The sequence below is a fragment of the Nitrospira calida genome, assembly GCF_976986435.1.
This window is the reverse complement of the sequence record NZ_OZ335950.1, coordinates 1643589-1658695: the sequence shown is the minus strand read 5'-3', so window position 1 is coordinate 1658695 and position 15107 is coordinate 1643589. Positions and strand designations below refer to the sequence as shown.

Annotated in this window: 14 protein-coding genes; 8 read left to right on the top strand and 6 right to left on the bottom strand. The window is 61.6% G+C overall.

Annotated elements, in window-relative coordinates; genetic code table 11:
* Nucleotides 1-6 precede the first annotated feature (6 nt).
* Nucleotides 7-525 carry a hypothetical protein gene (locus ACWHTU_RS08275; RefSeq protein ID WP_447863050.1) on the bottom strand — a complete coding sequence of 173 codons (519 nt, stop codon included), beginning with the start codon at nucleotides 523-525 and terminating at the stop codon, nucleotides 7-9.
* A 118-nt stretch (nucleotides 526-643) separates the two neighbouring features.
* Between ACWHTU_RS08275 and ACWHTU_RS08270 the strand changes: the two genes are divergently transcribed.
* On the top strand, nucleotides 644-853 hold the full coding sequence (locus ACWHTU_RS08270) for a hypothetical protein (RefSeq protein WP_447863049.1): 210 nt from the start codon (nucleotides 644-646) through the stop codon (nucleotides 851-853).
* 116 nt (nucleotides 854-969) lie between these two features.
* Here the strand turns inward: ACWHTU_RS08270 and ACWHTU_RS08265 are convergent, their stop codons facing one another.
* A complete protein-coding gene (locus ACWHTU_RS08265) occupies nucleotides 970-1827 on the bottom strand; it encodes an MBL fold metallo-hydrolase (protein ID WP_447863048.1) in 858 nt (285 codons plus the stop codon).
* 111 nt (nucleotides 1828-1938) lie between these two features.
* Between ACWHTU_RS08265 and ACWHTU_RS08260 the strand changes: the two genes are divergently transcribed.
* Together ACWHTU_RS08260 and lon are read left to right on the top strand one after the other, a co-directional pair.
* Nucleotides 1939-3948 (top strand): hypothetical protein, encoded by a 2010-nt coding sequence (locus tag ACWHTU_RS08260; RefSeq protein WP_447863047.1) that lies wholly within the window; start codon nucleotides 1939-1941, stop codon nucleotides 3946-3948.
* Between the two features lie 197 nt (nucleotides 3949-4145).
* On the top strand, nucleotides 4146-6545 hold the full coding sequence (lon, locus tag ACWHTU_RS08255) for an endopeptidase La (protein WP_447863046.1): 2400 nt from the start codon (nucleotides 4146-4148) through the stop codon (nucleotides 6543-6545).
* Between the two features lie 73 nt (nucleotides 6546-6618).
* Here lon and ACWHTU_RS08250 read toward each other — a convergent pair whose 3' ends face one another.
* Complete coding sequence (locus ACWHTU_RS08250; RefSeq protein WP_447863045.1) at nucleotides 6619-7188, bottom strand: DNA-3-methyladenine glycosylase I; 570 nt, start codon at nucleotides 7186-7188, stop codon at nucleotides 6619-6621.
* 255 nt (nucleotides 7189-7443) lie between these two features.
* Between ACWHTU_RS08250 and msrB the strand changes: the two genes are divergently transcribed.
* The 3 genes from msrB to ACWHTU_RS08235 all read left to right on the top strand — a co-directional run bounded on the left by msrB (nucleotide 7444) and on the right by ACWHTU_RS08235 (nucleotide 9156).
* On the top strand, nucleotides 7444-7881 hold the full coding sequence (gene msrB / locus ACWHTU_RS08245; protein WP_447863044.1) for a peptide-methionine (R)-S-oxide reductase MsrB: 438 nt from the start codon (nucleotides 7444-7446) through the stop codon (nucleotides 7879-7881).
* Between the two features lie 67 nt (nucleotides 7882-7948).
* Entirely contained in the window at nucleotides 7949-8332 is a 384-nt protein-coding gene (locus tag ACWHTU_RS08240; protein WP_447863043.1) for a hypothetical protein, read from the top strand.
* A 137-nt stretch (nucleotides 8333-8469) separates the two neighbouring features.
* Entirely contained in the window at nucleotides 8470-9156 is a 687-nt protein-coding gene (locus tag ACWHTU_RS08235) for a hypothetical protein (protein ID WP_447863042.1), read from the top strand.
* A 6-nt stretch (nucleotides 9157-9162) separates the two neighbouring features.
* Here the strand turns inward: ACWHTU_RS08235 and ACWHTU_RS08230 are convergent, their stop codons facing one another.
* A complete protein-coding gene (locus ACWHTU_RS08230) occupies nucleotides 9163-9939 on the bottom strand; it encodes a cyclase family protein (RefSeq protein WP_447863041.1) in 777 nt (258 codons plus the stop codon).
* Between the two features lie 178 nt (nucleotides 9940-10117).
* Here ACWHTU_RS08230 and ACWHTU_RS08225 point away from each other — a divergent pair, with 178 nt between their 5' ends.
* Together ACWHTU_RS08225 and ACWHTU_RS08220 are read left to right on the top strand one after the other, a co-directional pair.
* A complete protein-coding gene (locus tag ACWHTU_RS08225; protein ID WP_447863040.1) occupies nucleotides 10118-11257 on the top strand; it encodes a RuBisCO large subunit C-terminal-like domain-containing protein in 1140 nt (379 codons plus the stop codon).
* Between the two features lie 81 nt (nucleotides 11258-11338).
* A complete protein-coding gene (locus ACWHTU_RS08220) occupies nucleotides 11339-13537 on the top strand; it encodes a B12-binding domain-containing radical SAM protein (RefSeq protein WP_447863039.1) in 2199 nt (732 codons plus the stop codon).
* Between the two features lie 65 nt (nucleotides 13538-13602).
* Here ACWHTU_RS08220 and ACWHTU_RS08215 read toward each other — a convergent pair whose 3' ends face one another.
* Both ACWHTU_RS08215 and ACWHTU_RS08210 read right to left on the bottom strand, forming a co-directional pair.
* Nucleotides 13603-14238, bottom strand: a complete 636-nt coding sequence (locus ACWHTU_RS08215) for a peroxiredoxin (RefSeq protein WP_447863038.1) — start codon at nucleotides 14236-14238, stop codon at nucleotides 13603-13605.
* A gap of 380 nt (nucleotides 14239-14618) precedes the next feature.
* The gene (locus ACWHTU_RS08210; protein WP_447863037.1) at nucleotides 14619-14978 is read right to left on the bottom strand and encodes a hypothetical protein; all 360 of its coding nucleotides are present in this window, start codon (nucleotides 14976-14978) and stop codon (nucleotides 14619-14621) included.
* Between the last annotated feature and the right edge of the window lie 129 nt (nucleotides 14979-15107).

The window sequence follows — 15107 nt, the reverse complement described above, 5'->3', positions numbered from 1 at the left end:
ACTCGCTTAAAAGGAGTGCGCCGCCCGTTCCTCCATATTGCGGAGGAATTCTTCCTGTTTCTTCAATTCGTCTTGGCCGATGGCGCGCGCATGCCGATCACGAGCATGGTAACGGTCCGGCGTCACTTGGTAGCAATAGTTCCAGATGGCATCAGCCGTCCGGTCGTCGATGCCACCGACCCTCGCTTCCAGCATCGCCATGAATTGGTTGATGCTCTCGTAGGTCTTCTCATGCTTCCCCGTCCTATAGGCTTCCCGCGCTTCGATGAGCTTGTCCAGATACGGTTTGAAATCACCCGCGATGACCCCTTTCTCCGCAAGAGTCTGATAGGTGACGACCTCGCCGAGGAGTTGTTCCGGCCAGTTCGGAGATTTGACGTGACTCTCCGGTCCCCACCAGGCAGCCTCCAGCGCCAATGGGGCGGCGGCTCCGGCATAACTGGCCCACGCGAAGACGCCGGTGAGCGCGAGCATCGTGGCGAACATTGTTGTGAACCTGCGCATGATCTTCTTCCCGACCTCCATGTTTTTCTACCCTCCTTACTTGCCTCGGGCTCGCGGTTGGCTCTGTCAATGCGACCGCTGGCCCGCAGGTTGATGTGTTCGAACGGACCTGTTGACACTGGGCAGTTAGGCAACCAATATGCCATCCTTCGTCGCGCGCGATGAATCGATACAAGCTGCTGTGATTACGGCTGAATTTAAACAAGACCTGGCGCGCGCCCCGCGCACCAGTCATGGAGCAGTCGTCGAATCCGGCGGGGCGACCGTTCTATATGACGATTTTGCCGGGCTCCACTGTGCGGAAAAGCACTGGATGCAGTCGGTGATTAGAACAACACAAAAGCGATGATGGACTTTGGGGGGAAACGATCCGTTGCGCCCTGCAGCGAGTTCGGCAAAGGCGGGCACTGGCAAAAACGGATGACGTGAACGCGTCGGCACGCCGGCCCTGAAAAGACCCGACGTTCAATGCACGGAAAGGTACTGATACATGGCCTCGATGTTTTCGAGGAACCAGTCAGGATAGCCGTTCCATTGCTCGTACTTCGGCAGGCGGATCGTCTGCTTGGCTTCCTCCAGACTCATCCCGTTCAAGACCGCTTGCCGCACTTCCCGCATCAGGTCCTCAAGGTATTCCCGAAACATCCGCACATGCTCCTTGCGACCGACCGGACCGTGCCCCGGTGCAAGGACGTCGAAATCCAACTGCTCGACCCGCTTGAGCGATTCGATCCACTCTTCCGGATAGGAATCGCGCATCCGGCGATAAGCCACGGCTTCTACCGGAATGAAATCCACGGCGAAGAGCACCCGTTCCCGAGGTAGCAGCACCACCACGCTGTTGTCGGAATGGTTCCGCCCGACATGGATCGCCTCCACATGCTTTCCGCCTAAATCGATGAAGAGCCGGTCGGTGAAAGTCAGTTCCGGCAACGGCGTCTCCACCGGCTTTTTCTCCAGGAGGTCCTGCCTCGCCCGCCAATGGCTGACGAAAACGGCCGTATCCGCGAACACCGTCCCGCCTGCAATGTGGTCGGCATGGTCATGGCTGTAGATAACGTAGCGCACGGGTTTCGCCGTGAGCTTCTTCAATTCCGCCTTGAGCCACGTCGCGGCTTCGACGCTGATCGGATCTGTCGCGATCACGCCGTCTGCCGTCACCACCACCAACCCCTGGTGCGCCTTGTGCCGGAAAAGAAAGACATCCTCCGCCAGCTTCGTCAATTCGTCGATCGGTTTCGCTTCCTGCGCCGACACGGCGCCCGGATCCAGCAACATCCCGATGCAGAGAAGGCCCGTCAAGAGTTGTGGTAGTGTACGCATAAGAAATCTCCTTCGACATTCAACAGGACGATGTGTGATGCTACGCATGACCTGGCCTCGCGTCAACCGGGGCAAGCCGATAGCTGACGGCTGACAACTCAAAGAAGAACAATGATTCCCACGATCCCGCGCGTCTGTTTTCTTATCCTGGTCCTGACGCTCACAGGCTGCGGCCTTTTTCAGCACATCTGGCCGCCGAGCCCTTTTCTTCCCGCCAGCCGGATGCACCAATCGATCGTAAGTCACATCCGAGTTCAGATCCAGCCCGACATCGACCGATACCTGTCGGCGCAAGAAGCCGCGGCGCTCAAAGGGCTGGCCGACAACGAGGCGGTTCCAGCCGCCTTCAAGCGGCGCCTGGCGCTGACGAGCTTGAAGGATCCCTGGTTCGGGTTGGCCAACCTGGAGCGCCAGGGACTGCTGATCGCGGAACTGGCGGAGTCGGGCGTCGAAAGTCTGCCGGCGTTGATCGATGTCATGGAAGCGGGGATGGACCGGACAACAGCCTTCTTCAACCCCTTGGCCTTTCCCGATAGAGTGAACCGTGATGATTCCGTGACATTCCTGGCTGACGTCTTGGGACAGGCGTCAGCCTTGCGGGAAAAGGCCCTGCGGAATCTCGGTCAGGAAGACCGGCAGTTCCTCTTTGCGCACGCCGGCCGCGTGGTCGAACGATTTACGCCGCACGTGGCGCCGCTCACCGCTGACCTCGTGTCGCAAGCCCGAGAAGATCACCGCTATGTCCGCCTTCTCGAAGAACAGGTGGACTATGCGTCGCTGATCGCGGCCGCTCAGGCCCTGACCCGACTGGCCAACCTCCGTTGGCTTGAACAGGTGCGGCTCGCATTTCACGACAGCCAACCGCTCTCGACGCCGCCGGCGGGAATGACGGGAGATGTGCTGCTGGCAACCAACACGTCTTACGGCATGATTGTGATCGGCGGACCTGGGCCCAACACTTACGATATGGACGGACGCATTGGCCTCATCCTCGACCTCGGTGGCAACGACACCTACCGCGGAGCGATCGCCGCGGCCAGTGACGCCGACCAGGGCAACAGCGTCGTGATCGACCTGGCCGGCCATGACACCTACACCGCCGCGCCGCTTGGGCTCGCCACGGGGCGCCTGGGCGTCGGCCTGCTGATCGATCTTGCCGGGAACGACGTGTACCAACTGACGGACGGGTCGGGCGGAACCGGGTTCGCCGGTCTCGGCATCCTTTACGACAGGGCTGGCAACGACGTGTACATGGGCAGTCGCTTCACCCAGGGCGCGGCGATCGGCGGGCTGGGTCTGCTCCTGGACGAAGCGGGCAACGATCGGCATACCAGTTACGGCTATGCAATCGGCTTCGGCGGGCCCTCCGGCGTCGGCGCGGTCCTCGACACGGGGGGCAACGACTTCTACCAATGCGGCGACAAATATCCCAGCGGGTACAACGCGACCGACGCCCCGAACGCTAAGCCCGACGATCCGGCTTTCCAGTACGACTGTTTCGGGCTCGGGTCGGGTTCCGGCAAGCGGGTGTTCTCCAAGAACACCGAGGAACAAGCCTTGAGCCTCGCCGGCGGCTGGGGGCTGTTGATCGACTCGGAGGGGGACGACCGGTACCGCAGCTCGAACTTTTCACAAGGCGTTGGCTATTTCTTCGGCGTCGGCCTCAAAATGGACCTGAACGGCGACGATGAACACGCCGCCGCGCGCTACGGTCACGCCGCCGGGGCGCACGACGGTGTCGCGCTGTTCCTGGACCGGTACGGGGATGACCGCTACGGCTCCACTGGGCCGTTTTACAACGGCGGCGTGGCCTGGGACCGCAGCGTGACGCTGTTCATCGACGCGGGCCACGGCAACGATGGATACGAGTTACAACGATCCACCGGTCTCGGCCGCGCCGATCACCGTTCATGGAGTCTCTTCGTCGAGGAGGGTGGACGCGATCGGTATGCCGTTCCCGACGGCATGGGTATGGCCTCTGATCACAGCATGAGCGGCTTTTTCGATCTGGCCGGACACGACGAGTACACCTTGATTCCCACGCCGTCGGGAGACCGGGAACGGCGGGGCAACGGACGCATCGTTCTGGATCGGGCGGGCGGCCTTTTCATCGACCGCTGAACGAGCAGCCCGACAGGAATATCGCGCACCCCTCGACTCGCCCGTCTCACCGGCGAACAGACCGACATCGCCATTAACTTGACTCATGCGAACCGGTGGCTATCTCGTGGTTGTTCCCGCTGAGCGCGGCAAGCGGCCATCGTGGTGCGCGACATCGACGTGTTTCAGCGCGTGACTCTCACCCGAGGAGGCGAGGAATGAACGACGAACCGGTTCTCATGCAATTGCCCGTCCTGCCCATCAAGCGCACCGTCCTATTTCCGGGCGTCATGATGCCCCTGACCGTCGGCCGCGCGCGATCCGTCGCCGCGGTGGAAGCGGCCATGAAGACGGAAGAGAAAACCCTGCTGATCGTGGCGCAACGCGATCCGCGGACGGAAGAGCCCGGTCTCGACGATCTCTACACCATCGGGACGAAAGCGGTCATCAAACAAGTCGGCCGCTCGCCGGAAGGCGTCTTGCACGTGCTGGTCCAGGGACTCGACCGCGTCGTGCTGTTGAAGCTTGAACACACCGATCCCTTCCTGCTCGCCCGCGTGCGGCACCTGCCGGTGCCTGAAGATTCCAGCACGGAAGTGGAGGCGCTGCACCGGGCCATTCAGGATTTGGTGACGGATCTGCCCAAGCTCATTCAATCGCCCGGGATTCAGGAAGCCGTCATAGCTCTCCGGAACGAGGACGACCCGGTGGCGCTCGCCTATCGCATCGCGTCGTTCTTAAACCTCACCGTGGAAGGCGAGCAGCAATTGCTGGAAGCCCAGACCAGGGCGGATTTGCTGCGCGGACTTTACACCACTCTGTCGCGGGAAATTCAGATCTTTCAACTTCGCGAAAAAATCGCCAGTGAGGCCCAGGCGAAGATCGGCAAGACACAACGCGAGTACATCCTGCGCGAGCAGTTGAAGGCGATTCAACAGGAATTGGGCGAATCAGACAGCGAGGAAAGCGAGGTCGCGCATCTTAAAAAACAGATCCAGGAGGCCGATCTTCCCGACCACGTGCGGAAAGAAGCCGAGCGAGAGGTCGCCCGGCTGGCGAAGATTCCGCCGGCTTCCCCGGACCATCAGGTGATCCGCAGCTATCTGGAGCTGGTCCTCGAATTGCCGTGGAAAAAGGCGTCGCAGGACAGCCTCGACCTCGCCCGCGTGCGCCAGGTTTTGGATGAAGATCACTACGGGATTAAAGAAGTCAAGGAACGCATCGTCGAGCACTTGGCGGTGTTGAAGCTTAACCCCGGCGCCAAAGCGCCGATCCTCTGTCTGGTCGGTCCGCCGGGCGTGGGCAAGACCAGCCTGGGGCAGTCCATCGCGCGGGCGATGGGTCGCACCTTCGAACGGTTCAGCCTCGGCGGCGTCCATGACGAAGCCGAACTGCGCGGCCACCGGCGCACCTACGTCGGCGCGTTGCCAGGCCGGATCATTCAGGCCATCCGCCGGGCCGGCGTGAACAATCCGGTGCTGATGCTGGACGAAGTGGACAAGATGGGCCGCGACTTCCGGGGCGATCCGGCCGCCGCCCTGTTGGAAATTCTCGACCCGGCGCAGAACCACACGTTCCGGGATCACTATTTGGATCTGCCGTTCGATCTGTCGAAAGTCTTTTTCATCACGACGGCGAACACGCTCGACCCGATCAGCCAACCCCTGCTGGATCGGATGGAAGTCATCCGCCTACCAGGCTACAGCGAGCGGGAAAAGCTAGAAATCGCGGTCCGCTATCTCTGGCCCCGACGCCTGAAGGAGGCCGGCCTGCAGCCGGAACACGTGTCGCTGCCCAACGACGTGATCGAGCACATCATCAGCCGGTACACACGGGAGGCGGGCGTGCGGCAACTGGAGCAGATGCTCGGCCGATTGACGAGGAAAGTGGCGTTGAAATTCGCCGATCAACCGGAGGATCAGCCGCGCGAGCCGGTCACGATCACGAAAGAGCACCTCAACGACTGGCTCGGATCGGAGCGCTTTATGCCGGAAGAGGCGCGCAAGCAATTGCCGCCCGGTGTGGCGACAGGTTTAGCCTGGACACCGACAGGCGGGGACGTGTTGTACGTCGAGACCAGTTTGCTCCCTGGCAGCCATGAGTTGACCCTGACCGGACAGTTGGGCGACGTGATGCAGGAATCCGCGCGCGCGGCGCGCAGCTACCTGTGGGCCCATGCGGAAGCGATGGGATTGGACATTTCCCGCTTCAAGCGCAACGGTGTTCACATCCACGTGCCCTCCGGCGCAATTCCCAAGGACGGCCCCTCGGCCGGTATCACGATAGCGACGGCTTTGGCATCGGCCTATGTCGGCACGCCAGTCCGCAGCGATACGGCCATGACCGGGGAAATCAGCCTGAGCGGGTTGGTGCTGCCAGTCGGCGGAATCAAAGAAAAGGTTCTGGCTGCGCACCGGGCCGGCATCAAGCGGATCATCCTGCCCAAGGCCAACGAGAAGGACCTCAAGGAGGTGCCGGAGGAGGTGCGGCAGGATCTCGAGTTCATTCTGGTGGAGAAAATCGAAGAAGTCCTGCAGGCCGCGTTCGCGTCACCACCCGACACCTTGGCTCACGAACCGACCGACGGTGTCGAACCGGCGGTCGGCCTCCCGGCCTGACGGAAGACAGAGCACAGCCCTGCGCTGTCGTGGCCGGGCTCAGCCACTTCCGGCTATTCCGGTCGGCGTCCTCTTACGCCCGCGAGCGTAGCTGCTTGTACCGGAAGCAGCGGACCGTATGGTCGTTGACCATCCCGACCGCCTGCATGAAGGCGTAGCAGATGGTCGAGCCGACGAACCGGAATCCTCGGCGTTTGAGGTCTGCGCTCATCGCATCCGAGTCGGGCGTACGGGCGGGAATGTCCCTCAACGATCGCCGACGGTTGACCTTGGGTTTCCCGCCGACGAATCGCCAGATGTAGGCGTCGAAACTGCCGAATTCCCGTTGCACTTGCAGGAAGGCTTTGGCGTTGTCGATCGCCGCCGCAATTTTGAGCCGGTTGCGGATGATACCCGGATCGGCCAACAGCCGCCGGATCGTCTGACCATTATACCTGGCAACAGCTTTAACATCAAATCCTTCGAAGGCGGCGCGGTAGGCGGCCCGCTTTTTCAAGATCGTTTCCCAGCTCAAGCCCGCCTGAGCGCCCTCCAGAATCAGAAACTCGAACAGCTGTCGATCATCATGCACCGGCACGCCCCATTCTTCGTCATGGTACCGAATCATCAGGTCGGTCTTGGCCCACTCGCAGCGGGTTATCATCGCCTCCTCCAGTCAGCGACCAGACGGTGATGCGGGCTACTGGTGCCAGCTCCTTGCGAGGAAGTCAAGCAGCGCTTCGCTTGATAAAAATCCGATCTGCTCGGTCTGGCAAAAGAACGAGTGAGTCGGTAAGCTACCAGCGTGTCGGAACCGGTGGAAGGCTCCCACCATGTCGGACGCCCGCGAGAGACAGGTTCCGCCGGCAAGACACCTCCCGCAGCGTTCGGCTGACCGACCGAAAAGGAGGACACAGCGATGGATCAAAAACAACCCGTGAAAGCGGTGTCGATCCCTGCGCAGATCGTTAAGGTGTTCAAATCAGACGACGAATGGAGAAAACAGCTCACACCCGAGCAGTACCAGGTGCTGCGGCGCGAGGCGACAGAACGGGCGTTCACCGGCGCCTACCACGACCACAAGGAGCCGGGCGTGTATCTCTGTGCGGGGTGCGACCTGCCGTTGTTCTCGTCAGAACACAAGTTCGACAGCGGCACCGGCTGGCCCAGCTTTTGGCAGCCGATCGCGCCGCACGTCATTGGAACGAAAACCGATTTCAAACTGTTCGTGCCGCGGACCGAAGTGCACTGCGCCCGGTGCGACGGCCACCAGGGCCACGTGTTCAAGGACGGCCCGCCGCCGACGGGGTTGCGCTACTGCATCAACTCGGCTGCGTTGAAGTTTATGCCGGCATAGCCTTCGTCACCGGTCCCTGAGCCGCCACTCCCTTGACCACGCCGGCGAGGAGGACTAGACTGCCACCATGCCAACCAAACTGACACTTCTCACCGCCTTCTGGTTCGCCACCCTGCCCGCGTGGGCCGGTGACCGTCCGAATTCGTGGCACTTCGATGCTGACCTCGTCGATACCCTGGTCTACGAACTGGCGGGACGAGCCTTGGACGCCTTGCACGACCACCTGGATGGGGAAGGCTCGATCACGTCCGACGATCAGGCGCGGGAGCGGCGCGGCCATTTCACGTTCAAGTTGTATCCCAAAGGCAAATCCCAATCCAGCAAGCATATTACGGGCGAGACGACGTTCCGATTCTCCACCGACCCCGATCACCCCTCCCTGCATTTCGAGTTCAAGTCCTCACAAGACGCCACCGGTAAGCCCCGCCGGCTGCCGGAGGATGCTAGCTGAACGTCCGCCGCGGAATCCCCTATTAAAATAACGATTTAGCGACCCATCAGAGGCATGCACGGGTCATGAATCCGACTCTGCATTTTCGGTGAACGGTGGGATAGAATTTTTGTGTCTCTGTCGAACCTGCGCCTGCCATGAATACCCGGCCGCGCTGGATCATGCTGACTTTCTACGCAGCCGCCATGGCGTGGGCCGAATCGGCGACGGTGTTCTATGTGCGAACCCTCGTCGGTCGCGTGGATCCGTACCAACCGCACCCGACCCCTGTGCGCGCCGACCTGATCGGGGTCGAGCTTGTCAGGGAAGCCGCCACGCTGGTCATGCTTGCCGCCGTCGCGTGGCTGGCCGGCCGAACGATGCGCAGCCGTTTCGGCTCCTTCCTGATCATCTTTGGAATCTGGGACATTCTGTACTATGGTTGTCTGCACCTGATCAGCGGCTGGCCCCGCTCGCCGCTCGATTGGGACATCTTGTTCCTGATCCCTCTGCCGTGGTGGGGGCCGGTGCTAGCGCCGACGACCATCGCGTTGGTCATGATCGCAGGCGGGACTCTGCTTTGCCGGACCGAACAAGTTGAACCGGCACCCAGACCCCGGCGCTGGACTTGGAGTCTGAGCCTCTTCGGTATAGTTCTGGCACTCTATGTCTTTATGGCCGACGCGCTCAGTGTGTCAGCCGAGGGGATGGGAGCCATACAGTCCGTGCGGCCCGTGTGGTTCAATTGGCCGCTCTTCCTGGTGGCTGTTGTAGCCATGACCGCTCCGTTCATTGACCTGGCCACCCGACTGCGCGTCCGGGCGACCCATGCACGTGGACCCTAGTTCCCGTTACGGCAGGATGGCGATCACCCGCGCCGGCCCGCCGGTGCCGCCCTTGATTTTAATCGGCAGCGCGATCAGCGTGGCCCCAGTGGGCGGCAACATGTCGAGATTGGCGATGTTTTCGAGTCCGTACACGTCGGCGGCGTTGAGAATCTGGTGCACGATGAAATCGCGTGACTGCCCATAGTCAATGCTGGCCGTATCAATGCCGACACCATCGATCTTTCGCTCCTTGAGAAGAAATTCCGCCGCCTCCTTCGAAAAACCGGGAAAATGAAGCGTCGTGGGATCATGCGGTGTGTCGGTTCCCAAATACTGTTTCCGGTCCGGCCAATACCTGGCCCATCCGGTCCTCATCAGCACGATCGCGCCGTCGGGGATGCGTCCGTGACGCCGCTCCCAGGCCGTGATGTCCGCCACTGTCAACCGGTAGTCCCTGTCCTGTTCGACCGCCTTCGTGACGTCGATCACCACGGCAGGACCGACCAACTTCCGCAGCGGAATCTGGTCCACAGACAGACGGCCTTGGCCGAAATGAATCGGCGCATCGAGGTGCGTCCCACCGTGCTCCGAAGTGGCGAAATCGGCGGAGGCGTACCAGTAGCCGCCCGGCGTGATACCCCACGACGTCTTCTCCCATGAGAACGGCTTATTCGTCGGCCAGGCCACGGTGTGTTCGTCGAAGGGATGGGTGAGGTCGACCAGCTTGCCTTCGTCGATCTGCGCCGACACCAGACACGGCCATGCCGCCATGAAGAACCCGATGAGCCATATGCCTTTCATCTGCATATCCACCTCCGGTTCATGAACCGGCCCTTCTATAGCACGGCGCACCGTCCGCCGACCAGCCGGACCATTCGGACACTTTTCAAACCGCCAAAAGCTGACATCCGCCCTGTTTCCAGGATAGGCTTGCGTTATCCGTCGCCACCCTGGCAGCCGACCGCCGAGAGCCAATACGATGACCGCCCACCTACCGACGATTTTTTCCGGAACGCGCTTTCAGGTCACCTACCACGTGCGAGGTGCTGAGTCGGAAGCGCGCGCCAAAGCGAAGCTGATCTGCATTGATCAGACGGTGGAAGCGCCGGAAGAAATCCTGCCGGCCGGCACGATTCGTGACGAGATTCTCGGACGGATCGAAGCCTTCCGTTCTCTCGGCACCGACCGGCACGAAGCCGTGATCAGCTTTCCTATTGAGCTGCTGACCCACGACTGTTCGCAACTCCTGAATGTGGTCTTTGGAATCAGCAGCTTGAAGCGAGGCGTTCGGGTGGCGGAGATCGCCTTGCCGGAACACGTCCTCCGACAATGGTCCGGCCCCCGCTTCGGCCGGATTGGCTTGCGCGTGCTGGTTGATGTTCCCGACCGGCCCCTCGTCTGCGGCGTCCTCAAACCGTTAGGCCTGTCACCCACCGCTCTTGCCGATCTGGCGTATCGGTTTGCGCTCGGCGGACTCGACCTCGTCAAGGACGACCAAAGTCTGGGCGACCAGCCGTTCTGTCCCTTTCGTGAACGCGTGCAGCGGTGCGCGGAGGCAGTCGCCCGCGCCAATCGAGAAACCGGACGAAAGTGCCTCTATGTCCCCCACGTAAGCGGACCATGGGAGACGATGCACGAGCGTTGTCTGATTGCCGAAAAAGCCGGAGCCGGCGGGCTGCTGATCTGCCCGGGGCTGACCGGCTATGACGGGCTCCGCCTGATCGCTCAGGACGACGGCATTGGACTCCCGATCCTCAGTCACCCTGCGCTGTTGGGCACCTATTACGTGGATCCCGAGAGTGGCATCGCGCCTTGGGTGCTGTTCGGCCAATTGCCCCGCCTCGCCGGTGCCGACGTCAGCATCTATCCGACCTTCGGGCTAGAATTTCCCATTGCTCGGGAGGATTGCGGCCGCATCGCCGCTGCGACCGCCGTTCCGTGGGGCCCTCTCAAACCGATTTTCCCGACCGCCGCAGGGCGGATGGGATTCGACCGGATCAAAGACATGTGCGAGCTCTACGGCAACGACGTGCTGTTTATTCTCGGGAGCCGCATCCAGTGGGATGCAGACGGCCTGGTGAACGCTTGTCGCCGGTTCCTCCACGCAGTCGGAGGATAGGCGTATGTGGAACTGGCGCGATCCGGATCCGAAGTGCAACAGACCTGGCGATCCGGCTGACCGATGTGATATTTCGAGTCCATGACCACCCCGTCTCTCCTTCTGCTCATTCCACCCCTGACCCAACTCAACACCCCGTACCCTTCGACTGCCTATCTGACCGGCTTTCTCCGGTCCCAGGGGTATGCGGTAGCCCAGGCCGACATTGGCCTCGACATGGTGTTGAGTCTGTTTTCGCGGGCCGGTTTGGAGCAAGTGTTTGACCGGATTCGCACCCAGCGCGCCAATTTGCCCGGCGAAGCCAAACAGATGCTCGCCCTGGAGCAGGCGTACCTGGATTCCATCGACCCAATCGTGAGCTTTCTCCAAGGCCACGACCCTTCGCTCGCGCCTCGCATCTGCCAAGGCCGTTTCCTTCCCCAAGGCCCTCGATTCTCGTCCGGCCTCGGCCAGATTGCGTCGCTGCGGACCGTGCCAACCTCCGACCAAGCTCGGCGCTTGGCCTCGCTGTATCTGGAGGACTTGGCCGATCTGGTCCGCGCCACCGTCGCGCCCCAATTCGCTCTGAGTCGCTATGCGGAACAGGTCGGCGCGTCCGCGTCGTCGTTCGACTCGGTTCTCCGCGCCCTTGCCGCCCCGCCCAGCCTGACTGATGACTTCATGCTCACCGCTCTGTGGCGTCACATCGAAGAGAAGAACCCGACGGTCGTCGGGATAACGGTTCCCTTCCCCGGCAATCTCTACGGAGCGTTCCGCATCGCCGAGGCGCTCAAACAACGCTGGCCCTCCATCACAGTGGTGCTCGGTGGCGGCTATGCCAATACCGAGTTGCGGCGGCTTCGCGACCCCCGTGTATTCGATTATCTGGACTATGTCACGCTAGACGACGGGGAGCGTCCATTGCTGTGCCTGCTCGAACACTTGGCCGGCAAGCGCGGAGACGCCGACCTCTGCCGGACGTTCCTGCGAGCGAACGGCCGAGTCGTCTTTCGAAACGGAAATCGAGACCCGGACTTTGGTATGACGGAGACAGGCACGCCGACCTATGACGGGTTGCCGCTGAGCCGGTATCTCTCGATCCTCGACACACTCAATCCCATGCATCGGCTCTGGTCCGACGGACACTGGAACAAACTCACGGTGGCACACGGCTGTTACTGGAAGCAATGCACGTTCTGCGACGTGGGGTTGGACTACATCGGCCGTTATGAAGCCGCGCCGAGCGAGATCCTTGCCGACCAGATCGAGGCGTTGGTCGCGGAAACTGGCCGACGCGGGTTTCATTTTGTGGACGAGGCGGCTCCTCCAGCCGGCCTCAAGGCGCTAGCGTTGACCCTTCTGGAACGAGGCGTCACGATTTCCTGGTGGGGCAACATCCGGTTCGAAGAAGCCTTTACGCCCGATCTGTGCCGGTTGCTGGCGGCCTCAGGCTGCGTCGCCGTCAGCGCCGGCCTGGAAGCCGCCTCGGATCGCTTATTGGAGGCGATGAAGAAGGGGATTACCGTCGCGCAGGCCGCCCGGGTCGCCGCCGCATTTCGACAAGCCGGCATCCTTGTCCATGCCTACCTGATGTACGGCTACCCCGGCGAGACCGTTGCGGAGACGATCGAGAGTCTTGAACGAATCCGCCAACTATTTGCCGCCGGGCTGCTGCAGTCCGCCTTCTGGCACAAGTTCACCGCGACGGCCCACAGCCCCATCGGGTTGGCCCCAGAAACACACGGCGTTCGGATTACCGGTCCCGTCTTCGGAGGCTTCGCGGAGAACAATCTGACGCACGAAGATCACGCCGGCCGGGCGCCCGCCTGGCTGGGCGAGGGGCTGTACCGCGCGTTGTTCAATTACATGGAAGGACGGGGACTGAGCACCGACGTGCGTCGGTGGTTCGACCGGCCGGTCGCCCGGCCCAAGGTGCCCCCAAATTGGGTAGAACTGGCTCTCGCGGAAGGATCACAGGAAGAAGATGACCCGTCCGCCGAGCGGCGGTTTGTCTGGATCGGTGGCGACCCGGTGATCGAGCGACATACCCGTGGTCGCCGCCGGCTGATTCTGCCCAATCGCGTCGAAGACGCTGAAGTCAGCCTGCCAGCCGTCAACGCCGAGTGGTTGTTGACGCTGATCAGGACCGCGACTCCCATGCGCACGAAATGCGGCGAGGGTTATCCTCTCCTCCGCGACGTGCGGGCCCGCTTTCCCTTCGGCGGGCCTAGCGCCTTTGATGCCATGCTGCAATCAGCCGCCTGGCGGAAGGCCAGAGCGATCGGCCTCTTGCTCGTCTGACCAAGGGGGCCGTCCCAAGGCGGCCCCCTCGACTATCTTTTTCCCCCCTTTCTTCTCCCCGTCGTTCACTTGTTCGGCTGCGGCGTGTAGCGCAGATAGGGTTTCACAGTGCGAAAGCCCTTCGGGAAGAGGGTCTTGGCCTCCTCGTCGCTCACCGCCGGCGTGATGATGCAGTCCTCCCCATCCTTCCAGTTGACCGGCGTCGCCACTTTATAGTTCGCCGTCAACTGGAGCGAGTCCACCACCCGCAGCAATTCGTCGAAATTCCGCCCGCAGGACGCCGGATAGGTGATCATTAATTTGATCTTTTTGTCCGGCCCGATGACGAACACCGACCGCACCGTCATGTTGTCCAGCGCGTTGGGATGGATCATGTCGTAGAGCATCGCCACCTTCTTCTCCGGGTCGGCGATCAACGGGAAATTGACCGTGCAGTTCTGGGTTTCATTGATGTCCTTGGTCCATCCCTTGTGCGCGTCCAGCGGGTCCACGCTGATTGCGATCACTTTGACGTTCCGCTTCTCGAACTCGGACTTGATCCGCGCCATGTAGCCCAGTTCGGTGGTGCAGACCGGCGTGAAGTCTTTGGGATGAGAGAAGAGAATTCCCCAGCTATTGCCTAACCATTCATGAAAATTGATCGTGCCCTCGGTCGTCTCCGCCGTGAAATTTGGCGCTTCATCTCCCAATCGCAGTCCCATAACCCTCCCTCCTTTCTCTATGGATCACAAATGATGAACCGATCACGCCCTTGAGGTGGGAACGCTTTTTACCATACTGGCCTCGACGGGCTAGTTCAAGGGCCTGAAATTGGGCTCGGCTTGTGCCCTTGCACAAGCAAGGGGACGGCGCCGCCTACATCAAGCAAAGCGAGCGACCGTAAACAAACCGCACTACCGCTGCCTCCGACAGCCGGCCTCCCCAAGACGACGGAGGCGTCGGCGCTTTTGGGCACGCCGGGCGGAGGCGGCCGCCAACCGCGAGGGCCGGTCTAGCATCTCCTCCGGCGGCCGTCTGGGCGGTGATCTTCGAGTCGGACGAGGGAGGGAAATAAGATCGGTGCCGGCGCTGGCGAAAGCGCTTAGGTCTCCATCATTTCCAATCGGGCGTCAAACTCGTGACCGCAAGTGACGCAGCGGATGCAATCGGACTCCACGGTGATCTCGTCGATCCGCACGCCCATGCCTCCGCAGTCCGGACATCGAGCCAAGTGGAGCGGCTGATCGTCCAACGACTCATAGCGGACTCCATGCAGACAGTAAACAGGCCGGCCTTCCCACTCCCACAGCTTGCCTGACTTGTCCACCTCCGGCAAGACGATGTAGTGTTGGGCCGCGTATTCTTCCATCGCCTGCCGGCTGGCCAGTCCGCCTTGAATCAACTTGCCGGATTTCGCGTCGTAGAGAGCGTCGCCCTTGATCATCACTTTGGTGGGTCCCATTTGGCGCCTCCCTGTACATAAGAGGAATGCCCGCTACCTTACGCCGCAGCGTCGGTCAAATCAACGGCGTCATGGATCAAACCACGAATGCCGCCCGCCGTGAGCCGAAGAACGCGGTCATCGCGCAGA